The sequence below is a fragment of the Corynebacterium heidelbergense genome (assembly GCF_028609845.1).
GTDB lineage: Bacteria > Actinomycetota > Actinomycetes > Mycobacteriales > Mycobacteriaceae > Corynebacterium > Corynebacterium heidelbergense.
In genome coordinates this window covers 21,749-45,409 of record NZ_CP063191.1, presented here as the reverse complement: position 1 = coordinate 45,409, position 23,661 = coordinate 21,749, and the positions used below count along the sequence as shown (strand labels likewise).

The following is a 23,661-nucleotide window of genomic DNA, read 5'->3' as shown; positions in this document are numbered from 1 at the left end:
AGAACACCGTGACGATCGCCCGGTCCAGCTCGGCGCAGATCTGCCTCCCGCTCTCGAGATCGGTAATGCTTGCACCCACGGGGTTCGGGTGCGCGTCGGAGAAGCCATACCGGGGCTGAGCCTCGGGATTTGTTGGCCTAGAGAAAATCACCGCAGCGCTCTTGGCGCGGCCCCTCCACGGGGGTTCTTCGGTATCGGCACCAACTAAGCCCTCCTCCGTTGCCAGCACCGGAGCATGGGAGTGCCGGTCGATATCGGAGCGTGATCGGTGTGGCTAGGGGTCAATTGGCCGGTAGTCGGACCTGTGACTCCTCCCACTGACTCCGAGGTGCAGCCGGTCGGCGACGCGACGGATGCGGACTGATCCTGTGCAAGGGGCTGAGTTGCTAGTCGCGGCCCCAATTCCGCACATGTCACGAGAAGCAGTAGCTTAAGTGGTCTTCGAGCCACGGGCGTTTCGGACACGAACTCAAAGCATTTTTCCCCAAAGGGGTTTTTATCACGTACGGACGAAGGTGAGCCTAGAGTCGGATCATTCGAGATACGTCATTGGGCCCTCCATGCTTTCCAGGAAATCCCTTGCGACCCAACGCTCGCGACCACCCCGTCCAGATGTACCACTACGATCTATCCATGCGAATTCACTAGAGGCATCGGTTCGAAGGATGTTCCTGGCCCCCTGTTCTGTAATGCCAAGTGCTTTAGCAACCGACCTCACAGTCACGATTGGGTTGATGGAGATAATGTCTATCAGCCTAGGGAGGTTTGACCGGGCGCTTGCCGCCTGTGCGCGATAAGCCTCGATTAGTTCTACCATTTTTATCGGCCGGAAAACAGCGTCGTCTGCCTGTTCCGAAACAGCACGGCAGAAGAATTTGAGCCAGTTCTCGATGTCCCCCTTCTCTCTCACGCCCTGTAAAGCGTTGTAGTACTCTGCCCGATGCGTTTCAAAGTAGTGAAAGAGGTATAGAAGTGGGTGTTCCAGTTCATTTCTCTCCCTAAGAAGTAGATTGATCAAGAGACGCCCTATGCGGCCATTGCCGTCAAGAAATGGGTGAATCGTCTCGAATTGATAATGCATCAGCGCCGCCTGGATGACCGTCGGTAATCTTTGGCCGTCGTCGTTAACGAATTTCTCCCAGTCGGTTAAGAGATCTCCGAGATACTGCGGTAATGGGGGAACAAAGGGTGCTGTCGAGGGCGTATCACCGGATGCGCCGATCCACACGGGACTGGTTCTGAGCTTCCCGGGCTGCCTCTCCTCTCCACGGACTCCTTCCATCAGGACTCTATGGACCTTGAGCAAGAGCCGTTGCGTCATTGGTAACTTTTCGCGCAGTTCAAACGCTAACTTACTTGCATCGAGATAGCGTTGTACCTCCTTAATATCATCGGACACTTCGTCCTCCGACACTTCGGACTCAAACACGTCTGACAGTGAAGCTTGGGTTCCCTCGATACGCGAGCTAGCAAGCGCTTCCCTTTTGATATATGGTCCAATGAGGACCCTGGGGTCAGAAATTAGAACATTTAACCCTTTCAAATGCCCCAAAGCGGAAGAAGCTCGCGTAAGTTCTCTTACCAATTCGCTGGAGTACTCAAGCTCCCTGGGCAACGGCTTGGGCAGCTAGAGGTGAAACGGGTTTTTAACTCCAGCTTCGATGCAGACTTCTCCAAAATCGGTGCTTTCGTAGTCTTCTGGTTTCACGTTCTTCCGATCAACATCCGTAGTCAGATAGATTGCTTGCTATCACTAAACAGATGCTGGGATCCGCCCGCTGGTGCTTCTCCGCGGTCGTTGCCGGTCTAGCGCCCCAGTCACCATCACGGTAGCCGTAGAACCTACTTGGCAAATCTGCGTCCTAAGCTATGCCTACCGACGACCCGCTGGTGGCACGCTAAGCCAGACCCCGGACAGAACTAGGCCGGAGTGTGCCACCGGCGGCGCCACGGCAGCCACCCACCAAACGTTAGTACGGACCCACTACGCAGCAACGTTATCCGACTCTCGTTGGCACGTCGCTCTCGAACTCCTACAAACGTTTGGGTGAGCCCACCACGCACCAACTTTCGCGGCCTTTCTTTGCAGCGTCGCCTCAGCCCGCTGGTCCAGGCAGATTTGCAAGTGCACCCCCCACCCCACCGTGCGAACCGAACCTTCAGCCCACCTATCACCTATATAGTCAACTGCGCTGGTCAAGACGATGAGCCGACCCGGCTGAAGCACCGCTTCTAGTCGATCAGTGGGCAGCCGCGCCCATCTACAGCAGGTTCAAGGCTCCGCTGCGTTGCTGCAGGCCAGCGCCCTCGCGGCCCAAATCTAATTGCTCGCGCAACGACCACCTTGGGAAACAGAAAGACCGGAGGCCGCGAACTCTTATTGAGTCCGTGACCTCCGGTCCCGCAGTTTGGAAAATTCCGCTTGGTGGGCGAAGGGGGACTTGAACCCCCACGTCCTAAAAGGACACTGGCACCTGAAGCCAGCGCGTCTGCCATTCCGCCACTCGCCCGTGGCTCCAACATCTCTACTGTTGTAGTCACACTTGCGGGCACTGCTGCCACCCGGGTGCGACGAGCCAAAACGTTAGCACGGCACGCGCGGTACCTCCAAAAGGGCAGATCGTCGCTGCTTCAGCCACCCCGCTCCAGGGTCGTCATTTCGACCGGCCGAGCCACTCGACGATAACCCCAACGAACTATCACCCCTCGTCCCGGCCCACGGGTCTTCAATGCTTCCGCCGTTGCGCCCCCGGCCCTGGGCGTAACTCTGTAGAGCCACGGGGACCGCGCCTCAGGAGGTAACTGCCGGCATTCCCCGCGGCCCTATACTGGAGCAGAAAATGCGCCACGGCGCTCCTTCGTTCCCGAGGCTTTGATTTGGTGGTTTATGGACCTGTTCGGCAAGTTCCGAAAGTTGGACAGCTCGCTGCAACGTGGGCTGGACAACGGCTTCGCGCGCGTTTTCGGGGGCGAAGTGGTCCCAGCGGAGATTGACGATCTGCTCAAGCAGCAGGCCGAAAGCTCCGTTATGGTGAACTCCGACGGGGAAGCGCTGGCACCCAGTTTTTACGGTGTATTCGTCTCGGAGCACGATCACCTCAGTTTGATAGAAAAGCGTCCGGACCTCGCGGAGTTCCTGGCCGACAAGCTGACGCGGTTTATCCGCAACCAGGGTTGGCGTACCAACGGGCCCATTGCGATCGAGATCATCGCGGAACGCTCGCTGCACTCCGGCCAGTTGAAAAGCGATTGCCACTTCGACCGCCCCCAGCGCCCGCCGCAGGACCCGCGTTCGCAGCCGGGCGCCCAGCCCACACCCCAATCAGATGCCCAGAATGCCCAATGGGGTTACCCGGCGGAGAACTATCCCGTGAATCACAACCCGGGTGATACCGGTGCCTCCTACGCACCCTCGGCGCAGGACTTCCGCCACTCCCCGGGCGGCACCCAAAATCCCGGCGCACCCAACCCTTACAGCTGGTCTGCGAACCAGCACCGGCCAGATGGCCCAGAAGAAAATTCTGCCTCCTCCGATCCCGGCCAGTCGGTCTCCTCACCCTCGGTGGCCGCCGTCCCGGCATCGTCTCAGGACGCCAACAACCCATCGCTCGCTGCACTCGTCAATCCCGGACCTCAACGCGACCGCCACCCCGGTGAAGACGCTTATGGCAGCTCGGCAGCACCCAATGCGGCTGAACCAAACCCCGAGCCACCAGAGCGCGGCGCACCGAACTCCGAACCATCAAACTCCGAATCACCCAACCCCGAGCCGCCTAACCCCGCAAGGCAAGACCCCGCAGTACCGGATAGCGCCCCGGTGGACTCCCCGCAACCCACGGTTACCCTGTTGTTGCGGGACGGCAGCAACCGCACCTACCGGCTCCAGCGAGGCATGAACCTTATCGGCCGGGGCAGCGGGGTGGACCTCCGCATCCCAGATACCGGGGTGTCCCGACAACACGCCGAAATTCAGTGGGACGGTTACGACGCCGTCCTCACCGACCTGCAATCCACCAACGGAACCACCGTCAACGACATGCCCATCGAAAACTGGCTCCTGGCCGACGGAGATGTGATTTCCCTCGGTCACTCCGAGATCGAGGTGCAGTTCCTCTAGGAGTCTCGACACCGTTACACTAGGCTGTTCACGTCCGCTAAAATGCCGCCGCTTCCCTCCCCCACGCACTGCCAACGGTTGCGCCCGGAGTGCAGAAAAGGCCAGGTAGCGGCCCTATCAGAACCCCAGGTGAACACACCTTCGGTGCCCAAAACCCCAAGGAGTTGAGGACTGTGCAAACCACGCTGCTGCTGGTGGCCAAGGTGGGCCTGCTGGTCGTCCTGTGGTTCTTCATCTGGATGGCAATTCGCGGCCTCAACAAGGACGCCCGGCGCGCCTCCGCCGGTATGGCCGCGGCCGGTATGAGTCCATACGCATCCGGTGCTGCCCTCGGCCCCACCGCCGCAGCGGCGGGGGGCTCCCGGGGCCTGCGCCGCAGCCGCGCGCCCCAAGCCCTCACCGTCATCTCCGGGCCGCTGGCCGGAACTCAACTCGACTTTGAAGGATATTCCGAAATCCTCATCGGCCGCTCCCCCAACTGCACCCTCGTCGTTGACGACGACTTCGCCTCCGGAACCCACGCCCGCCTCATCCGGCGCGGCCCGGAGTGGTACGTGGAGGACCTCGACTCCCGCAACGGGACCTGGATCGGCAATCAACGCCTGGACCAGCCGGAGCAGCTGGCAGCCGGGTCCGAGATTCGGATCGGCCAAACCCACCTGAGGATGGACGCATGAGCGGGACCTACCTGGCGCTAAACTTCGCTGCCTGCTCGGACCGGGGCCTGGTGCGGGGAAATAACGAGGACTCCGCCTACGCCGGCCCGCGCCTGCTTGCCCTTGCCGATGGGATGGGTGGACACGCGGCCGGTGAGGTGGCGTCCCAATTCCTTATCGACGCGTTTCGACCCCTTGACTCGCCCCTGCTGGACGACCCCCAACAGACCGACCGCCCCGTCACCCTCCTGGCCGCCGCAGCGGACCAGGGAAACCGGGACATCGCAGCTCACGTCGACGAGAACCCCCAGCTAGAGGGCATGGGCTGCACTCTCACTGCCCTGTTGTTCCGGGGAAGCGAAGCAGCCGTGTGCCACGTCGGGGACTCCCGGGCCTACCGGGTCCGCGGCGGCACGCTGAAGCAGGTCACGAAGGACGACACATTCGTCCAGTCCCTCGTCGACGAGGGTCGGCTGGACGCCGCCGACGTCAGCTCCCACCCCCAACGCTCCCTCATCCTTAAGGCCCTCACCGGGCGGCCGGTGACGCCGACGCTCACCACCGTGCGGATCAAGGCCGGGGACCGCTTCATGCTGTGCTCCGATGGCCTCTCGGACCCGGTGAGCTTCTCGACGATCGAGGAAGTGCTCGCCGAAGGCACCCCGGAGCACGTCTCCCGGCGCCTCGTGGAGATGGCCCTGCGCAGCGGCGGACCGGATAATGTCACGGTGATTGTCGCCGACGTGGTGGCCACCGACGAGCGCGGGATTCCCCTGGATAAGAACGTGCAGTTACCCGCTGCCGCTGTTCTCGCCGGAGCCGTGGCCCCGGACGCCGCCGAGTTCCCCCGCCCGAACTCCGCGGCCTCCCGTGCGGCGGCGCTGGGCTCCTCCCTGCGACACACACAGGACCCACGGCCCGTCTCGCCGATTGTGGGCCAGGAGGAAGACGAAGGCGAGGATGAGCAGGGGGTCTCCGAGCCCAGTCAGGGTGAGGACGCCACCTCTACCCCTAGCGCTTCCGCGGCGGGCCCCGCGATGGCCAGCCCCTCGCGCCCGGAAGGCGCACCGCAGCGCGGCTCCGGCCGGGTGGACCCGGATGCCACCACCGATGGCTTCGACGTGGTCCAGGCCCCCGGGCACGACTCCGGCACAGGCAGCGATGAGCGGGCAACAGGGGCGAACGCCGCCGCCGCGACCGCCGGCAGAGTTGCCGGAACTGCCGAGGCTGCCGGAGCTGCAGGCGGCTCCGCAACGGGCCGTGCCCGCAAAAGCCGCCCCGCCGGACCGGGGCGGAATTCCGCAACGGGGGAACCGCCGGCCGATGAGGACCTAGAGGGCGGCTCGACGGGGCGGTCCAAGCGGAAGTCCCGCGGCCGGTTGCTGCTTGGCGGCTTCGCGCTGCTCGTTATCCTGGCCCTTATTATCGGGGGTTTCCTGGGGTACCAGCGCTACCAATCCAGCTACTTCCTTGCCCGCAACAGCGAGCAGATCGCTATCCGCAAGGGCTTCGACACCTCCGTACTGGGCCTGGCACTCAACCGACCGGACCACGAAGTCTGCCTGGATAAGAACGCGAAGCTGCAACTGATCGACCCACAATCCTCTGACAATTGCCACCGGTTTAGCACCACAGACCTCAAGCCCTCCGCCCGCTCCCTGCTGGAATCCATGCCGGAGGCCTCCTTCGAGGATGTGGTGGGGCAACTCCACCGGCTGGCCGCACAGACTTTGCCCGTATGCGTGACCCGGGAACCAGCGGCCGACAAGCCGGGGAGCACCCCCGGTGGCGGGCAACCCGCCAATCCCTCCGCCGCACCGAGTACACCCGGCGCCCCTGCACCGGAGAACAACGCACCCTCTGCCGCCGCAGAACCCGCCGACGCGAAGACCCCCGAGGCTTCCGCGCCGGAAGATCTGACCACCCCGGGAGTGTCCTGCCGGGAGGTGAGCAACCGATGAAGCTGTTTAGCCGACGCACCGAGGCGGGCCTGCTGCTCATCGCGGCCCTGTTGCTCCTCGTGGCCATCGTGGCCCTGGAGCTCGCCCAAGGCCACGAGATCAAGACCAGCATCTTCTACCTCGTGGGTGGGTTTGCGGTCATCTTCCTCGTCGCCCACCTCGTGCTGTGCTGGGTGGCCCCGCACGCCGATCAAGTCATCCTGCCCATCGCTGCGATACTCAACGGCATCGGGTTAGTCATGATCTACCGGTTGGACCTGTCCACGGGGGCTTCCCTAGCCAACTCGCAGATCATGTGGACAGTCATCGGCGTGGGCCTCATGGTTGCAGTCCTCGTGATCGTCCGCGACCACCGCCGACTGCAGAACTACTCCTACCTGCTGGGATTCGTGGGGCTTGTGCTGTCCGCGCTGCCCATCGTGTGGCCCACCAGCTTGAACGCGGACGCCAACGTCTGGATCTCCATCGGGCCGTTCTCCATCCAGCCGGGGGAGTTCGCGAAGATCCTCCTACTGCTGTTCTTCGCCACCCTGCTGGTCAACAAGCGCCGCCTCTTCACCGTGGCGGGCAAGCGCGTGCTCGGGCTGCAATTCCCCCGACTGCGGGATCTCGGGCCGCTGCTACTGGTTTGGGGCCTGGCGCTGTTTATCTCCGCCGCCCAGAACGACTTCGGCCCCGCCCTACTGCTGTTCGCCACCGTGCTGGGGATGCTCTACATCGCCACCGGCCGGGCAAGCTGGCTTCTCATCGGCTTCGGTTTGGCCGCGATCGGGGCAATTGGCGTCTATAACATCTCCGCCAAGATCCAAGACCGCGTCTCCAATTTCCTAGACCCCGTGGCCCACTACGACGGCAATGGCTATCAACTCTCGCAGGCCCTGTTCGGTATGAGCTTCGGGGGAGTTACCGGCCGCGGCCTGGGCAAAGGATATCCCCAGCAGGTGCCCGTCGCTCACTCGGACTTCATCCTCGCGGCCATCGGCGAGGAGCTTGGCCTCATCGGCCTGGCCGCCATCCTCGTGCTCTACGCCATCCTCGTCTCGCGCGGCTTCACCGCCGCGATGCTGGCCCGGGACTCCTACGGCAAGCTCGTCTGCGCCGGCCTGGCCCTCACCATCGCGGTTCAGGTGTTCGTGGTCACCGGTGGCGTGTCCCGGCTGCTGCCCATGACCGGTCTAACCACGCCCTTCCTCGCGCACGGCGGGTCTTCCCTGCTGGCGAACTATATCCTGCTTGCGCTGATCCTGCGGATCTCCAACTCGGCCCGATCACCGCTGGTCAGCCCCCCTGACCCCTCCGCCGCATCGGCTGCCGCAGCGGAGGCCCCAGCCGCCGGACCGGGTGCGGGGGACGCGGCCCAAGCAGACCCCGCCGCGGCCGCCCACGTATCCCGAAAGACGCGACGAAAGGAGAAGCAACGATGAACAAGTCCATCCGTGCCGTCACCCTGTTCAGCTTCCTCCTCATCGTCGCGCTCATCGCCAACCTCACCTACATCCAGGCCTTTCAAACAAAGTCCCTGGCCGAAAACCCCCTGAACAACCGCCAATTCCTCGAGATGAAGCACCGGCCGCGCGGGCAAATTTCCGCCGGGGGCCAGGTGCTGGCCGAATCCGTCGCGGATGCGGAAGGCATGTACGACCGGCGCTACCCCTACAACCCGCAGGCCTTCGGTTCCGTCGTGGGCTATGCCTCCGACCGCTTCGGCGCGGCGGGCATCGAGCAATCCCAGAACTCCATCCTCACAGGCGAGGATGACTCGCTATTCGCGAAGCGGACCTGGGACAACCTCACCGGCAAGCCCACCCAGGGGGCCAATGTTGAGCTCACCCTCCTGCCCGCGGTGCAGGAGACGGCATTCAACGAGCTGAGCAGCAAAGGTTACTCCGGCTCGGTTGTAGCGATCCGGCCCTCCACCGGCGATGTTCTAGCTATGGCCTCCACGCCCTCTTTCGACCCCTCGGCCATCGCCTCCCCGGACCCGGATGCCTCCGCCGCGGCCTTCAACGCCCTGTCCCAAGACAGCAATGCCCCCCTCCTGGACCGGGCCACGCAGCAAACCCAGCCCCCGGGCTCCACGTTCAAGGTCATCACCACCGCCGCCGCGCTGCAGAGCGGCGATAACAAGAACACCCCGGTCACCGCAGCCAACAAGATCACTCTGCCGGACACGGCGACCACCCTGGAGAACTACAACGGCGAAACCTGCGGCTCCGGCTCCCAAACCACCCTCTACGAGGCCTTCCGCCGCTCCTGCAACGCCCCCTTCGTTCAACTCGCCACGAAGAACGGCGCGGACGTGTTCCGCAAGACGGCGAACGCTTTCGGCATCGGCGGGGACTATCCCCAGCTCGGGCTGCCGGTGGAAACCTCCCGCCTCGGGGACCTGCCCGACGGCGCGGCGCTGGGTCAGTCCGCGATTGGGCAGCGCGACGTCGCCCTCACCCCGCTGCAAAACGCCATCAATGCGGCGACAATTGCCAACGGCGGCGTGCGGATGCAGCCCCACCTCATCCACCAGATCACCGGCGCGGATCTCAAGCCCTTGCGCACCTACACCCCGAAGGTCGCGGACCGGGCGATTTCCAAGGAGGTCGCCGACCAGGAAAAGGAGCTCATGCTCGCTGCCGAAAAGTGGGCCAACGGGCAGAGCAACATCGCCAGCAAGACGGGCACCGCGGAGCACGGCGAGGACAGCCGCAGCTCCAAGCCGCACACCTGGTACATCGCCTTCTCCACGGAGGCCGACGTAGCCGTGGCTGTGCTCGTGGAAAACGGTGGCGACCTGGGCCAGGAGGCCACGGGTAACTCCGTGGCCGGCCCCATCGGCCGCGCCGTCATCAACTCCGCCGTCGGCGCAATCGCCGCCACGGGATCGGGACGGTGAGCATGATGGAACCCAAGCACCCAGAACCCATCGTGGACCCGGACCAGCCGGACCGGACGGACATCGACCGCACCCAGCACCTGCTGGGCCCCCGCTACGAGCTCAGTTGGATCATCGGCCGGGGCGGCATGTCCACCGTCTGGTTGGCCTTCGACCACGAGGCCGACCGCGACGTGGCGGTGAAGATCCTCAAGCCGGAGTACACGGAAAACCCGGAGTTTCGGGCCAGGTTCCGCAACGAGTCCGAGGCCGCGGAGGCGCTGCGTTCCGAAAACGTGGTGACCACGTACGACTACGGCGAGGTCCGCGAAAACGGCGCGGTGTTCTGCTTCATCGTCATGGAATACGTCCGCGGCGAGACGCTGGCGGACGTTCTGCGCCGGGAACAGGTACTACCGGAGGCCCTTTCGCTCGACGTGATGGCGCAGACCGCCAAGGGGCTGCACGCGATTCACGAGGCCGGGATGGTCCACCGTGACATCAAGCCCGCGAATCTGCTCATTACCCCCCAGGGCGTGGTGAAGGTGACGGACTTTGGCATTGCCAAGGCCGCCGAGGCCGTGCCGTTGACGCGCACGGGCATGGTGGTGGGAACCGCCCAGTATGTTTCCCCCGAGCAAGCCCAGGGCCTGCGGGTGGGCCCAGCCTCCGACATCTACTCGCTGGGCGTGGTGGGTTACGAGATCCTCGCGGGACACCGCCCCTTCAGTGGGGATTCCTCCGTATCCGTAGCCATCAAGCACATCAGCGAAGCACCGCAACCCCTGCCGCAGAGCGTGTCCGGACCGATGCGGGAACTGATCGGTATCTGCCTGCGCAAGGATCCCTCCCGCCGGTTCGCCGATGGGGAGGAACTGGCCCAGGCCACCGTCTTCGTCTCCCGCGGCCAACGCCCACCGCGGCCCCACTTGGTGCCGGCGATCGATATCGGGGATCAACCCCACACGGAGGAGTTGGCGCAGGTGGCTACGGGCCAGGGCACCGCTGTTCCGCCGCGTCAGGGACCCGCCGTTCCGGTCGTGCCGCCGCAGTTGGGCATGCCCCCCAATTCTTCTGGACGCCAACCCACCCCAGCGCCAGATCCACGCGCCGCGCAATTTGCCCATTGCCCGCCGGGCCGGGCGGTCCAGCACCCGCAACCGGGCCGACCGCCGGTTGCTGCGGCGGCCCAGGCAGCAGCCCCCACACTGCCGCGCCGGTCGGGCTCCTCCTCGGCCTTGTGGATCGTGCTCGTCCTGGTCTCCCTATTTGCGGTGGCCCTCGTGGCCTACCTTTCCTTTGGGGGGTCCACCAAGCCCTCCCCGGACGGGCAGACCACCACCGTGACGAGCGAAGTACCCACCACCCCGCAGGAAACGGGCGGTAATGGCGCTGGGTCGGGCAGTGGCTCGGGGTCGGGTGGTTGGCGTCCCCAGCTACCCGGCGGCGCGGACCAAGGCGGCGCCGGGAATGACAACGGCCAGGACAACCCGAACACCCCCAATGGCGCTACCACCGCGCCCGACCGGCCCCGCCTGCCGGAGATCCCCGGCCTACCGGGGCTGGGCGGCAATGGGAACTCCAACGGCAACGGCGGCGGCGGAGGCAACGGCGCCGGCAACGGCGGAAATGGCACTGGCGGCGCGGGCAACAACTCTACGCAAGGCCAGGGCGGTCGGCCGGGAACCGGTGCCGGTGGCACTGGCGGCGGCCAGGGCGGCGCGGGCACGGGCCAGGGCGACCGGCCTGGAACCGGTGCCGGTGGCACTGGCGGCGGCCAGGGCGGCGCGGGCACGGGCCGGGGTTCAGGCACCGGGAATACCGCCAACGGGGCTGGTGGAGGTGCGCCCGGTGCCTCCGCGATAGCCGGGGGTGGCGGTACTACCCCGGCGACGCAGGGCGGCCGGGCTTAGCACCCTGCCTTGTCTAGCTCGTGACTATTGTGGCTTAATGGGTCACTTGCTCTGCGTAGGCCGCAGAAGTATTTTCCCGAGATTGCAGAAAGGGGCCAGACGTGGACCGTGACGGTACCACCCTGGGCGGACGCTACCGCCTGGGGGCCAAGATCGGCACCGGTGGCATGTCTGATGTCTACGCAGCGACAGACGAGCTCCTCGGCCGCGATGTGGCAGTGAAGATGATGCGCCCCGATCTGGCGCGGGACACCTCCTTCCTCGAACGGTTCCGGCGCGAGGCGCAGAACGCCGCGAAACTCAACCACCCCGCGATAGTCGCCGTGTACGACACGGGACAGACCGACCCTGCCGAAGGCAGCGTGCCCTACATCGTCATGGAACGCGTCCGCGGGGAGACCCTGCGGGACATCGTCCAGGACTACGGGAAGATGAACCTCGCCGATGCGGCCTCGGTGATCTCCCGGGTGGCAGACGCCCTGCACTTCTCGCACGAAGCGGGGATCATTCACCGCGATATCAAACCCGCGAACATCATGATCACCAATACCGGCGCGGTGAAGGTGATGGACTTCGGCATTGCGCGGGCGCTGTCGGATTCGTCTGCGGCCATGACCCAGACGGCAGCGGTGATCGGGACTGCCCAATACCTCTCCCCCGAGCAGGCACGCGGCAAGTCCGCGGATTCCCGCTCGGATATCTACGCCACCGGCTGCGTGTTTTACGAGCTGGTAACAGGTCGGCCGCCATTCGAAGGGGAATCCCCGTTTTCCGTGGCCTTCCAACATGTTCAAGACGAGCCGCCGCGCCCCTCGCAGATACCCGGCATGCACCTAGCGGATCGAGAGGCGCTCTCCCTCGACTCCATCATCATGCACGCGATGGCCAAGAACCCGGCCGATCGCTACGACGACGCGGCGCAACTATCCACGGACCTCCGCCGTCTAGCGGACGCTCAGCTCCCCCTCGTGGCGCAGGCGTATACCGAACCGCGCACCGAAGTGTTCGAGTCCAGTCCTCGCCGAGGAGCTGGGGATGGTGCACCCGGGCCCTACGCCCCGGCAGCCGCGGCTATCCCCAACCCGGCCGGGCAGCGGGCCCCGCACGGGCGGGGCCACTACGCCGAGCCATCCGATGAGGGCGAGCGTAAACCCCAAGGCGGGTACGTGGCCACGCCGCCAGAGCAGGGTGAGGCGCAGAACAATCGCCCCGCCCAGCGCGGCGACCACCGCGCTGCCCCCCGGCCCCGGCGTAGCAGGTTGGCTAGCATTTTGTGGTCCCTCGTTGCCCTTCTTCTGCTAGGCGGGGTGGCTTTTGGCGCCTATGAAGTGTTCGGCAACGGCCAAGACGCAACCCCCAACCAGCAGGTCAGTATTCCCAACGTAGAGAACCTGCCCCGTGCTGAAGCCGAGAAGCGGATGCGCAACGCAGGCTTGGAGTTCGACGTTACAGAGCGCGCTCACGAGTCCATCCCCCGGGGCAACTCCATCGGCACGGAACCGGCCGTTGGTTCCTCCGTCCCCTCTAATACTCGGGTGACGCTCCTAATCTCCTCCGGCAAGGAGATCACGGAAGTACCCGATCTCAGCGGCATGACCACGGAGCAGGCTGCCAATGCCCTTCAAGCTGCTGGTCTGGGGCTTAACCAGCGCGTACAGGAGGAACCCAACTCCACCATTCCCGCCGGGCAGGTCATCACCCAGGCCCCGGCACAAGGGTCGCAGGTCTCCCGCGGCACACAGGTCATGATCACCGTGTCCACCGGCCCGGAGAATATTCGGGTGCCCGTGGTCACGGGGCAGACCCTAGATAACGCTCGGTCCAACCTGGAAGCCGCGGGCTTTAGTGTCAACGTCGTACAAGTGGATTCTGCCGAACCAGAGGGGCGCGTCCTCCAAGCCGCGCAGCAGGGCACCCAGCAGCCGAGGGGCACGGAGATTCGCCTCGAGGTCTCCCGCGGGAACATGTTCACCATGCCCAACCTTGTGGGCAAGAACTACAACGACGTGTACGGGGAACTGCAGCGCGCGGGATGGCGCGGATCCCCGGGCCAATTGACCCGCACGAATGCAAACACCCCTGACCTAGGCCAGCTGGACCGCGTTGTGGCGCAGACCCCGCGGGCCGGGGAGTCCATCCGCCGGGATGCCTCCATCGAGGTCAAAGCAAACGTCTTCTCGCTTCTGCCCTAGCTAGCTGGAATCCACCGTGGCCTGCAGGCTACCGGTCAGCTCGAGCTGGGCCCGCTCCACCTCGGCCAGCACGGCCTCCGGAACGGCGTACCCCGCCTCCGCCAGCCAATTGGCCAGCATCCGGTGGCCGTACTGCGTCATCACCGACTCCGGGTGGAACTGCACGCTGTGTATCGGCAAATCCCGGTGCCGCATGGACATGATCATCCCGGACTCGACCCGGCCGGTGACCACCAACTCCTCCGGCAACGTTGCCGGATCCACCGTCAGGGAGTGGTAGCGGGTGACGACACAGGGGCTGGGAATGCCCCGCATGACCCCGGAGCCATCGTGTGCCACCGGCGATGTCTTGCCGTGGAACAGTTCCTGGGCGCGAACCACGCTGCCCCCAAAATGGTGGCCGATCGCCTGGTGCCCAAGGCACACGCCAAACAGCGGGATCCGCCGGGCCGCGCATGCTCGCACGATCTCCATCGTGCACCCGGCGTGCGCGGGCTCCCCGGGCCCCGGGGACAGCAGTACCGCGTCGAACTCCCCCACCGCCCGCTCAACTTCTTCCGGGTTCTCCCCCAGCTCTGGCGCATTGTTGCGCCAGACCACGCAGTTCTCCCCCGCCAAACCCAACTGACCGACATACTGGACCAGGTTATATACAAAGCTGTCGAAGTTATCGACCACGAGGATGCGCATAGCCACCGAGTGTACCGGCCACCAGCGACGGTCCATAGCGCCCGGAGCTGCTAGAATCCTCCCCACAGCACATCCGCCGCCGGGGCACTCAGCGCACTCGGGCGAACAGCGCAGGAGGTAAACGTAGTGCCAAAGGCAAAGGTCAACACCGGGGCCACCGCTGCTAGCAGCAAGCCCAGCTCCACCCCAACAAACCGTACCCCGGTGAAACTCAATGCCACCGGCACCCCCCGGTGGTACATCGCCCTCATGATCGCCTTCTGGATCGTGGGCCTGGCCTGGCTGGTCGTGAACTACATCGCGGGCCCCTCGATCCCCTTCATGGTTGCCCTCGGTCCCTGGAACTACCTCATCGGGTTTGGCCTGTTCATCATTGGCCTGCTCATGACAATGGGATGGAAGTAGCCCCCAAGCCGAACACCCCATAGGCCCCGGCCGCGAGCACGCTCACCACCCCGAGAGCTAAACAGCGGCGCGCGGCTTGGTGTCGTCGATTCCCAGCGGATCGAACCACGGCAAACACCGCCAGACCAGCAACAAATCCGCCCACGTGGCCCCACAGGGAAATACCGGGCGTGGTCAGCGTGAAACCGAAATTGAGGACGACCAGAACGAGCGTTGCCCCCAACTGGTCCCGGTGGGTCCACTGCAACCCCAGCAGCAGAGCCATCATGCCGTAGGCGATCGTTGATGCCCCGCCCATCGGCGCCTCCGGGTGCATGAGCAAGCTGGCCCCCGCACCCCCAGCGGCAGACGTCAGCGCCAGCCCGGCCATCACGGCGCTGCCGAGGTTTCGCTCCAGCGGACGGCCGAAGAGCGCCAGGAAAATGCAGTTGAGCACCAGGTGGGTGAGGTTGAGGTGCACAACGGCGGCCGTGAGTACCCGCCACCCCTCGTCGTAGGCCTTGATGTACCCGCCCATGAGCATGAGCTTCCAGCCCAGGTTCTGCGGGTCTTGCAGGGGGTCTGTGATGGCGGCGGACAGGCCCTCGCGCTGCGCGGCCTGAACGGCCATGAGGAGGTAGACGCCGCAGCTCACAGCAATCACGCCACCCGTCAGCGGGGCATCGCTCCACTTGAGGCGGCGTGGGAAGGGCTGGTAAGCAGACATGCTCACCACGCTATACCGGTGCGGTACGGCGGTAGGTGGCGCGGCTGGAGGCCTACTCCTGGATCTCGATGGAGTTGATCACCACGTCCTCCACCGGCCGGTCCATCCGCCCGGTGCGCACGCGGGAGATCTTCGCGACCACCTTCTGAGACTCCGGGTCCGTGACCTCCCCGAAGATGGTGTGGCGGTTGTTCAGGTGCGGGGTTGCGGTGGTGGTGATGAAGAACTGGGAACCATTCGTGCCCGGGCCGGCGTTGGCCATAGCCAGCAGGAAGGGGCGGTCAAACTGAAGCTCCGGGTGGAACTCGTCGGCGAATTGGTAGCCCGGGCCCCCTCGGCCGGTACCCGTCGGGTCCCCGCCCTGGATCATGAAGCCGTCGATGATGCGGTGAAAGATGGCACCGTCGTAGAAGGGTCCTTCATTGGTGCCGGACGCGTTCGCCTGGCTGTACTCTTTGGTGCCCTTGGCCAGGCCGACGAAGTTGTCCACCGTTGCCGGGGCGTGGTTGCCGAACAGGTCGATGGCGATATCGCCGTGGTTGGTGTGCAGAATTGCGGTTGCCGTTTTGTTACTCACGCGGCCAAGTGTACGCAATCACCCCCATCTGCCCGTGCGGGCGAACACTTTTCGCAGCCGCATGTTCCCTGCTTTGCCTAGTATGGATGCGTGTCCTGGACGATTCGCGCCGGAGAAGATCCGCCCCGCCTCCCAGGAGCTGACACCACGACTAAAGGAGCCGGAGTAACCCATGAATCCCACCACCATCAGGATGGTGCTGTCTGCCGCTAAGCAGGCGAAATCCATGTTGAAGAACCGCCAGGAGGAAAAGGCGCAGCGGGATTTCGACGCGCTATCCACCCTGCGCAAGTCCGTTGCCACCGACGAAGAACGCCGGGAGATGTTCGCAAACTCGCCCGCGCACGTGGCAGCCGTTGCGGAGTTGATGGTGAAGGAAGACGGAGCCGCTAAGGCACTGAAGAAGGCACGGGGCGCCCATGCGGCCTACGGCGAAACGAAGTCTTACGAAACCGGGGAAACTCCCGCCACCCAGTACGCTTTCGGTAAGGACACGTGGCAGGACCTCGATGCCCCCGGTGAGCGCAAGGATCACAGCGAAGACACCGCCCGTGGTGTGAAGCGCGGGTTGAAGGCCGGCGCTGTGGCTGGATTGGCCGCCAAGGCGGGTTCAAAGATCGGCGATCAGGCCGGAGATGCCCTCAACGATAGGAAGGAACAGGCAGCAGACATGCTGGACGATTTCGACGTGGACAAGGCCAAGAAGGACCTGCGCAAGCGCGCGGCCAAGGCCAGCCGCAAGACAGACAAGCGCACCTCCAAGATGCAGAAGAAGGCCAAGAAGCTGGTCAAGCAGAACCGGAAGTTCGCCAAGAAGCACGGCTTCGATGCCGATAGCGCACGCAAGATTGGCGCAGAACTGCAGGCCCAGGCCAAGGAGCGCTTCGAAACCGGTGCGGACCAAGCCAAGGACGTCGCCTCCGCAGCTTCCGATAAGAGCTCTGCTCTGGTGGGCACCGTCGCGGGGGCACTGACCACCGCAGCGGCCGCTAACAAGGCCGGCCTGGAAGCCGCAAAGAGCTCCCTGGAGTCCAATGCAAAGGACGCCAAGAAGGCAGCGCGCAAGAATGCAGCGTCGCTGAAGAAGGACGCGAAGGCCAATGCCAAGAGCCTGAAGAAGGATGCGCGCAAGAAGAACAAGCAGCTTTCTAAGGCCGCGAAGAGGCGTGCGAAGGCCACGGCGAAGAACCGCCAGGTACTGCAGAAGCGGGCCGAGAAGGCCGCTAACAAGAAGCTCAAGCGCCAGCAGAAGTCCGGCGGCTGGGGTTGGGCCTCCATCCTGCTGGCCTTGCTCGCCGCAGGTGGTGCTGCCTACGCCATCTTGGGCAAGAAGAAGAGCGCCTCGCAGCAGTCCCCGCGGGTGGAGGACTACTCCAAGCAGAACACCACGGGCAATGCTGCCAAGGCTAAGGCCCAGGAAGTCAAGGAAGCCGCGAAGAACGTAGCTGCCGAGGCCGAGCTAAAGGCCAAGGAGACTGCGGACCAGGTCAAGGGTGCCGCCGCCGAGGCCAAGGATCAGGCTGAGGACAAGGCCGCCGAAGCCAAGGACAAAGCCGAGGACAAAGCCGTCGAAGCCAAGCAGGCCGCTGACAAGAAGACCGCCGAGGCCGAGGCCGCCGCGAAGGAAGAGGCCAAGCTTTCCAAGCAGGCCGGCCCCTCCGCAGGTGTCCCCGCCCCGGACAAGCCCGCCGCGGCTAACGGTGCACCGAAGGCCCCCCAGGCCAGCGGGGCCACGGCGCAGGAGCCGACCGCCGGTGCCACCAAGCCGGTGAAGACCCCGGCCCCCTCCGCACCCGCCGCACCCTCCGCCGGTGCCCCCAAGAAGCCGCAGGGCAACGCTGCGCCGAAGGCCCCGGGTGCTCCGAAGCCCCAGGCCCCGAAGGCCGGCGAAACCGACGAGGGCGGCCGCCACCGCCTGTAGTCCTTCCGGGACACCCCACTCCGGCCGCTGGTCCCACCCCCCCCCGGTCGGACCCCCCCAAAATCCCCCCACCTCCCCTGCGCACTCCAACTTCCCAGGGAAAGGTGGGGGGACCCTTTTCGGGAGTTGAAAGACACACACCCTGTGACCCCCCACCCGCCCACCGCTTTTCCCGCCCCAGCCACAGACACGCTGCAGCCAGTTCCCCCCTGCGGCGCAGACCGCCTCCGCCTAGAATGGCGCCGCCTTCCCGCCGAACCCCCCGCCGAGGCAATCTTCGGTGCCCTCTTCGCCAACTCCCCCACGGCCTTCTGGCTGGATACCTCCATCCGCCCACCAGCCCAGGCTGCCCGGTATTCCGTTCTTGGGGATACCTCCGGCCCGCTGGCCCAAGTGATCGAGCACGACGTCTGGCAACCCTCAGCTACCGCCGCAGAGACGATCCGTCAGTTCCTCGCCCAGCCCGTAGATATCCCCGAAGACCTCCCCTGCGAATTCAGCCTGGGAGTGATCTGCGCCCTCGGATACGAGTTAAAGCACGAGGCGACCGGCGTCCCCCGCGGCCCGAATCACCGCAGTAGAAAAAGCCCCCACCCCGATGCGCTCGTCATCCTCGCCGATCGCGCTGTCGTTGTTGACCACGCACGCGGCGAGACCATCCTGCTGGCCCTCTGCCCCGCAGCAGAGTCGGACTCTCGCCGCCGCGAGCAGCACAAATGGTTCGCCCACACGGAACAGGCGCTGCAGATTATCGCAGGTGCGCCTCACCCCACCGACTCACCCGCCCTTTCTCCTACCCCTACCCCCACCACCCCCTACCGCTTCGACAAGCCCAAGGCCCACTACATGGCCGCCGTTCGGAAATGCCAGGCCTTCATCGCCGCCGGCGAGAGCTACGAGATCTGCCTGACCAACACCGCCACCGGCCCCGCCCTTCCGGATCCCTGGCAGACGTACCGTCGCCTGCGCGCGATAAGCCCCGTCCCCTACGGCGCCTACATCCGACACGCCCAGGGGACCCACGCCCACGGTCCGCTCGCCATCCTCAGCGCCTCCCCGGAGCGATTCCTACAGGTCAGCGCCACAGGCGAGGTGGAGGCCAAACCGATCAAAGGCACCCGCCCGCGCGGGGTGGAGGTGGCGTCCGATAGAAAAATCCGCCGCGAGCTGCACAACAGCCCGAAGGACAGGGCGGAAAACCTCATGATCGTGGACCTGCTGCGCAATGATCTGAGTCGGGTGTGCGAAATCGGCAGCGTGCACGTGCCTGTGCTGTTTGGGATAGAGAGCTTCAGCCACGTCCATCAAATGGTGAGCACAATCCGGGGGCGGCTGCGGGAGGGCCGCTCTGCCGTGGATTGCCTCTCGGCCTGCTTCCCGGGCGGCTCGATGACGGGGGCGCCGAAAGTGCGCACGATGGAGATCATCGAGGAGCTCGAGGACCGCGCCCGCGGGTTCTATAGCGGAGCAATTGGGTGGTTTGGGTTCGATGGCGCCGCGGATCTTTCCATCACCATCCGGACCATTGTTTCGGACGCCACCAGCACCTCGTTCGGCGTCGGTGGCGCCGTCGTGGCGGACTCGAATCCGGGCGAGGAATGGGAGGAAACGCTGGTCAAAGCCCGCCCCCTACTCGAGGCCCTCCAGGCAACAGTCGATTGACAGGCGGGAGTGGACATACCGACCCAGGGCCCACACTTGTAGCCCTGCCCCTGTCCCCCGCCGGGTATAGGGTGTGTGGCATGAAGCCTCTACTGCTCTTGCTGAACATCGCCTGGCTCCTCACCGCCGGACTTTGGCTCTTCCTGGCTTATGTCGTCTTTGGCGCCGTGGCCTGCATCTTTATCGTGACCATCCCCTTCGGTTTGGCCAGCTTCCGCATCGCCAACTTCGTGCTCTGGCCTTTCGGCCGGGAGGTCGTCCGCGTGGAGGACCCGACTGGCCTGAGCGCCGTGGGCAACGTGATCTGGTTCCTCGTCGCCGGTCTGTGGCTGGCCATCGGGCATGTCGTGACCGCGTTCGGGCAGGCCGTGACGGTGATTGGCCTGCCGCTGGCGTGGGCGAATATCAAGCTCATTCCCGTGACCTGCTTCCCCTTCGGCAAGCGGATTGTTGACAACGCGGATGTCCGGGCACTGATGGTGCGGAGTTGAGCTTCGCCACACTAGCCCGCTGGGAAGATTACGATTGATCTGCAATGAGGGAGCACAGGGCGCCCCCCCCCCGCTTGCATTCGAAGGTGTAGTCACCCATGAGACTTGTCACAACCGCCGCCGCTGCTGCCGCTGCGGCAGCCGCGGGCCTCGCCGCCCGGGATCTCACCCAAAAACGCCACGCCATCCTGCGCAACTACCCCGTCGCCGGCCACCTGCGCTTTCTTGCTGAAACGATCCGACCCGAGGTTCAGCAGTACTTCATCGAGCGCGACGACGACGGTCGGCCCTTCGACCGCAGCACCCGCTCCATGATTTACCGGCGGGCGAAGAAGGACAGTTCGGAGGCTGCGTTCGGTACGGAACGGGATATCGAAGGCTTCGGGTATGAATCCCTGGTCCACTCGGCCCACCCCCTCAATGAACTCTCCCTGCCCTTCCGTGCCCACATCGGCGGCCCGGACTGCACCCAGCCCTACGACATCTCTCGCTTCAATATCAGCGCCATGAGCTTCGGCGCCCTTTCGGCCAACGCCGTGCGGGCCATGAACAAGGGAGCGGCCATGGGGGGCTTTGCGCAGGACACGGGCGAGGGCGGCCTGACCAAATACCACCTCGAATACGAGGCGGACCTCATCTGGGAGCTCGGTTCCGGTTACTTCTCCTCCCGCACCAAGGACGGCCGCTTAGACCGGGGGTTGTTTAAAGAAAAGGCCCAGCTGGACAACGTGAAGATGGTGGCCATCAAGCTGTCCCAAGGGGCCAAGCCGGGTATCGGCGGCGTACTGCCCGCAGCGAAGATCACCGCCGAGATCGCGGACATCCGCGGGGTCCCCCGCGGCGAGGACTGCGTATCCCCCGCTGCTCATAAGGAGTTCTCTACCCCCATCGAGTTCATTGAGTTCCTCGCGGAGCTCCGGGAGCTATCCGGCGGGAAACCGGTGGGCTTCAAGTTGTGTGTCGGTGCTAGGACGGACATCCTGTCCATCTGCAAAGCCATCCTGGAAGTGGGCACCGCGCCGGATTTCATCACCGTGGACGGCGCTGAGGGCGGCACGGGCGCGGCCCCCGTGGAGTTCGAGGATCACGTGGGCATGCGGCTGACCGATGGCCTCATGACCGTTCACAACGCCCTGGTGGGCTCGGGCTTGCGCGATGACATCGCCATCGGTGCGGCCGGCAAGATCGCCGGGGGCAACGACATCGTGCGCCGCATGATTCAGGGCGCCGACATGACCTTCGCAGCGCGTCCCATGATGATGGCCGCCGGGTGTATCCAGGCCCAGAAATGCAACACGGGGAAGTGCCCGGTGGGCGTGGCGACGCAGAGCGGGTGGCGGCAGCGGGCCATCGATGTCGACGAAAAAGCAGAGCGGGTCCGCAACTACCACGCGGGCACCGTGAAGGAGGCCGAGCGCCTCATGGCCTCCATGGGCGTGGAGCACCCTTCCGACTTGTCCCCCCACCTGCTGCGCAAGGTCATCAGCGCAACGGAGACGAAGACCTACGCGGAGCTCTACCCCTGGCTCAGGGAGGGAGAACTATTGGACAACCCCACCGGTACCTGGGGTGACTACTGGAATCACGCCAGCGCGCAAACCTTCCGGCCTGGCACCCCGGATGCACGGCCCCGCCGCTAGCCTCGGCCACCCACCGGGCCACTGCGGCCCAAACCCACTGCAGGCAACACCCAAAAGCACCCACACCAACACGAACACCGAGGAGTGTCACCATGAGTAAAAACGTAGGCGAATTGATCGTCGAGGCCCTGGCCAACAATGGCGTGAAAAGCATCTGGGGCGTGGTCGGCGATGCCCTCAACCCCATCGTGGACGCCATCCGCCGCGAAGACCGCGTGCAGTGGTACGGCGTGCGGCACGAAGAGGCCGGGGCCTTCGCCGCCTCCGCCCAGGCCCAACTTACCGGGGAGCTCGCCGTGTGCATGGGCACCGTCGGCCCCGGCGCGATTCACCTGCTTAACGGGTTGTACGACGCGAAGAAGTCCCACGCCCCGGTGCTCGCCATCGTCGGTCAGGTGCCCTCCGCCTCCATCGGCACGGAGTTCTTCCAGGAGGTCAACAACGACGTGGTCTTTAGCGACGTCGCCGAATTCACCGCGACCGTGAACACGCCGGACCAGATGCCACACCTCTTCGAGCAGGCCGTCAACACCGCCATCGCCCGCCGAGGTGTGGCAGTGCTGTCCGTGCCCGCCGACATCAGCGGCGAAAAGCTGCCGGATGAGGTGCGTCCCCCGCGCTTTGCCCCCGCCCCCGGCGATTCCATTCCCGGCCCCTCTTCTATCGACGCCGCCACCACAGCGCTCAGCGGCGAAAGCAAAGTGACACTGCTCGTCGGCTGCGGGGCCCGGGAAGCCCGCGCGGAGGTCATGGAACTCTCCGAGCGACTTGGGGCACCCCAGGTCCTCACCCTCAAGGGCAAGACGGGGATGGAGGACACTAACCCCTGGCAGGTGGGGCAAAGCGGGCTGATTGGTAACCCCGCCGCCGTGAAGGCCATGAACGAGTGCGACGTGCTCTTCCTCATCGGCACGGACTTCCCCTACCGGGAGTGGATCCCCGAGGGCAAGACGGTCATTCAGTTGGATGCCAACGCAGAACACATCGGCCGACGCACCCAGGTCAACGTGGCGCTGGTGGGCCACAGTAAGCCGACACTGCGGGCACTGCTGGACAGCCTGCCCAAAAAGGACAAGCTGAAGAAGAACACCAAGTGGGCCGAAGAGCTCAAGGAGAAGTACGAGAAATGGCTCGAGGGCCAGGGCCAGCTAGCCCAGCCGGACTTCAACCGGTCCCTACTGGGCAAGCTGCGCTCCCTCGGGGACAACCCGGACCACAAGATCCGCCCGGAGGCCGTGGCCCGCGCCCTGGACAAGGTGTGCGCGCAGGACACGATCTTCACCAGCGACACCGGTATGTCCACCGTGTGGCCGGCCCGCCTGCTGCCGATGACCGGGCAGCGCCACCTCATTGGTTCCTACAACCTGGGCTCCATGGCCAACGCCATGCCCATGGCCCTGGGCGCCCAGGCGCTGGACCCGAAGCGCCAGGTCGTGGCCTTCGCCGGCGATGGTGGCCTGATGATGCTCGTTGGGGACCTGCGTACCGCCGTGACCTATGACCTTCCCATCACGGTGGTGGTGTTCAACAACTCCAAGCTCGGCATGGTCAAGCTGGAGCAGGAGCAGGTCGGCCTACCGGAGTACGGTACGGACCTGGATAACCCCAACTTCGCCGAGCTGGGCACCGCGATGGGCTACGAGTCCGTCCGCGTGGAGGACGCCCGGGAGCTAGAGGATGCCCTGCGCCGCGCGGTGAACTCCCCCAAGCCCGCCCTGGTGGAGGTCATTACGAACCCGAACGAGGTCTCCGTGCCCGGGGAGATCGAACCCTCCCAGGTCTTCGGCTTCGCCAAGGCCAAGACGATGGAGCTGCTCCCGGAAGCGCTGACCAAGTAACCGAACCCCGCAATAGAGCTAGGAGG

The 23,661-nt window shown here is 65.0% G+C and carries 16 protein-coding genes, 1 tRNA gene and 1 pseudogene; 13 read left to right on the top strand and 5 right to left on the bottom strand.

Going from position 1 to position 23,661, the window contains the following annotated elements; genetic code table 11:
• Positions 1 to 532: 532 nt before the first annotated feature.
• Positions 533 to 1,585 carry a Fic family protein gene (locus tag CHEID_RS00195; protein WP_273661545.1) on the bottom strand — a complete coding sequence of 351 codons (1,053 nt, stop codon included), beginning with the start codon at positions 1,583 to 1,585 and terminating at the stop codon, positions 533 to 535.
• 838 nt (positions 1,586 to 2,423) lie between these two features.
• Positions 2,424 to 2,510 (bottom strand) — tRNA-Leu (locus CHEID_RS00190).
• Between the two features lie 377 nt (positions 2,511 to 2,887).
• On the opposite strand from CHEID_RS00190, the gene CHEID_RS00185 reads away from it, so the two are divergent.
• The 7 genes and pseudogenes from CHEID_RS00185 to pknB all read left to right on the top strand — a co-directional run bounded on the left by CHEID_RS00185 (position 2,888) and on the right by pknB (position 13,705).
• On the top strand, positions 2,888 to 4,117 hold the full coding sequence (locus tag CHEID_RS00185) for a DUF3662 and FHA domain-containing protein (protein WP_112769590.1): 1,230 nt from the start codon (positions 2,888 to 2,890) through the stop codon (positions 4,115 to 4,117).
• Between the two features lie 173 nt (positions 4,118 to 4,290).
• Positions 4,291 to 4,794, top strand: a complete 504-nt coding sequence (locus CHEID_RS00180) for an FHA domain-containing protein FhaB/FipA (protein WP_112769581.1) — start codon at positions 4,291 to 4,293, stop codon at positions 4,792 to 4,794.
• Positions 4,791 to 5,771 (top strand): annotated as a pseudogene (locus CHEID_RS10610) (PP2C family protein-serine/threonine phosphatase); the annotation flags it as partial. The gene CHEID_RS00180 and the pseudogene CHEID_RS10610, both read left to right, overlap by 4 nt.
• Positions 5,772 to 6,730: 959 nt before the next feature.
• Positions 6,731 to 8,158: an FtsW/RodA/SpoVE family cell cycle protein gene (locus CHEID_RS00170; protein ID WP_112769583.1), complete on the top strand. Its 1,428-nt coding sequence runs from the start codon at positions 6,731 to 6,733 to the stop codon at positions 8,156 to 8,158.
• Positions 8,155 to 9,621 (top strand): penicillin-binding transpeptidase domain-containing protein, encoded by a 1,467-nt coding sequence (locus tag CHEID_RS00165; protein ID WP_273661150.1) that lies wholly within the window; start codon positions 8,155 to 8,157, stop codon positions 9,619 to 9,621. The genes CHEID_RS00170 and CHEID_RS00165 overlap by 4 nt, the downstream gene beginning before the upstream one ends.
• Positions 9,622 to 9,626: 5 nt before the next feature.
• Positions 9,627 to 11,513: a serine/threonine-protein kinase gene (locus CHEID_RS00160; RefSeq protein ID WP_420536408.1), complete on the top strand. Its 1,887-nt coding sequence runs from the start codon at positions 9,627 to 9,629 to the stop codon at positions 11,511 to 11,513.
• A 101-nt stretch (positions 11,514 to 11,614) separates the two neighbouring features.
• Positions 11,615 to 13,705, top strand: a complete 2,091-nt coding sequence (gene pknB / locus CHEID_RS00155; RefSeq protein WP_112769585.1) for a Stk1 family PASTA domain-containing Ser/Thr kinase — start codon at positions 11,615 to 11,617, stop codon at positions 13,703 to 13,705.
• Here the strand turns inward: pknB and CHEID_RS00150 are convergent, their stop codons facing one another.
• Positions 13,706 to 14,395 (bottom strand): aminodeoxychorismate/anthranilate synthase component II, encoded by a 690-nt coding sequence (locus CHEID_RS00150; protein WP_112769591.1) that lies wholly within the window; start codon positions 14,393 to 14,395, stop codon positions 13,706 to 13,708.
• A gap of 126 nt (positions 14,396 to 14,521) precedes the next feature.
• Here CHEID_RS00150 and crgA point away from each other — a divergent pair, with 126 nt between their 5' ends.
• Positions 14,522 to 14,800, top strand: coding sequence for a cell division protein CrgA (crgA, locus tag CHEID_RS00145; RefSeq protein ID WP_112769586.1), 279 nt, complete (start codon positions 14,522 to 14,524; stop codon positions 14,798 to 14,800).
• Here crgA and CHEID_RS00140 read toward each other — a convergent pair.
• Positions 14,778 to 15,506 (bottom strand): rhomboid family intramembrane serine protease, encoded by a 729-nt coding sequence (locus CHEID_RS00140; RefSeq protein ID WP_112769587.1) that lies wholly within the window; start codon positions 15,504 to 15,506, stop codon positions 14,778 to 14,780. The genes crgA and CHEID_RS00140 overlap by 23 nt on opposite strands.
• Positions 15,507 to 15,558: 52 nt before the next feature.
• The gene (locus tag CHEID_RS00135) at positions 15,559 to 16,083 is read right to left on the bottom strand and encodes a peptidylprolyl isomerase (protein ID WP_112769588.1); all 525 of its coding nucleotides are present in this window, start codon (positions 16,081 to 16,083) and stop codon (positions 15,559 to 15,561) included.
• A gap of 172 nt (positions 16,084 to 16,255) precedes the next feature.
• Here CHEID_RS00135 and CHEID_RS00130 point away from each other — a divergent pair, with 172 nt between their 5' ends.
• From CHEID_RS00130 to CHEID_RS00110, 5 genes are all read left to right on the top strand, one after another.
• Complete coding sequence (locus CHEID_RS00130; RefSeq protein WP_273661147.1) at positions 16,256 to 18,004, top strand: hypothetical protein; 1,749 nt, start codon at positions 16,256 to 16,258, stop codon at positions 18,002 to 18,004.
• A 144-nt stretch (positions 18,005 to 18,148) separates the two neighbouring features.
• Positions 18,149 to 19,666: an aminodeoxychorismate synthase component I gene (pabB, locus tag CHEID_RS00125; RefSeq protein WP_273661146.1), complete on the top strand. Its 1,518-nt coding sequence runs from the start codon at positions 18,149 to 18,151 to the stop codon at positions 19,664 to 19,666.
• An 80-nt stretch (positions 19,667 to 19,746) separates the two neighbouring features.
• Complete coding sequence (locus tag CHEID_RS00120) at positions 19,747 to 20,157, top strand: YccF domain-containing protein (protein ID WP_112768979.1); 411 nt, start codon at positions 19,747 to 19,749, stop codon at positions 20,155 to 20,157.
• A gap of 98 nt (positions 20,158 to 20,255) precedes the next feature.
• Positions 20,256 to 21,797 carry an FMN-binding glutamate synthase family protein gene (locus CHEID_RS00115; RefSeq protein ID WP_112768980.1) on the top strand — a complete coding sequence of 514 codons (1,542 nt, stop codon included), beginning with the start codon at positions 20,256 to 20,258 and terminating at the stop codon, positions 21,795 to 21,797.
• A gap of 92 nt (positions 21,798 to 21,889) precedes the next feature.
• Positions 21,890 to 23,635, top strand: a complete 1,746-nt coding sequence (locus tag CHEID_RS00110) for a thiamine pyrophosphate-dependent enzyme (protein WP_112768981.1) — start codon at positions 21,890 to 21,892, stop codon at positions 23,633 to 23,635.
• Positions 23,636 to 23,661 lie beyond the last annotated feature (26 nt).

Bases quoted from the DNA above. Each gene is read 5' to 3' on its own strand.
- CHEID_RS00185 (WP_112769590.1), top strand. From the start codon at position 2,888: ATGGACCTGTTCGGCAAGTTCCGAAAGTTGGACAGCTCGCTGCAACGT.
- CHEID_RS00170 (WP_112769583.1), top strand. From the start codon at position 6,731: ATGAAGCTGTTTAGCCGACGCACCGAGGCGGGCCTGCTGCTCATCGCG.
- CHEID_RS00165 (WP_273661150.1), top strand. From the start codon at position 8,155: ATGAACAAGTCCATCCGTGCCGTCACCCTGTTCAGCTTCCTCCTCATC.
- CHEID_RS00160 (WP_420536408.1), top strand. From the start codon at position 9,627: ATGGAACCCAAGCACCCAGAACCCATCGTGGACCCGGACCAGCCGGAC.
- CHEID_RS00150 (WP_112769591.1), bottom strand. From the start codon at position 14,395: ATGCGCATCCTCGTGGTCGATAACTTCGACAGCTTTGTATATAACCTG.
- CHEID_RS00140 (WP_112769587.1), bottom strand. From the start codon at position 15,506: ATGTCTGCTTACCAGCCCTTCCCACGCCGCCTCAAGTGGAGCGATGCC.
- CHEID_RS00130 (WP_273661147.1), top strand. From the start codon at position 16,256: ATGAATCCCACCACCATCAGGATGGTGCTGTCTGCCGCTAAGCAGGCG.
- CHEID_RS00120 (WP_112768979.1), top strand. From the start codon at position 19,747: ATGAAGCCTCTACTGCTCTTGCTGAACATCGCCTGGCTCCTCACCGCC.
- CHEID_RS00115 (WP_112768980.1), top strand. From the start codon at position 20,256: ATGAGACTTGTCACAACCGCCGCCGCTGCTGCCGCTGCGGCAGCCGCG.
- CHEID_RS00110 (WP_112768981.1), top strand. From the start codon at position 21,890: ATGAGTAAAAACGTAGGCGAATTGATCGTCGAGGCCCTGGCCAACAAT.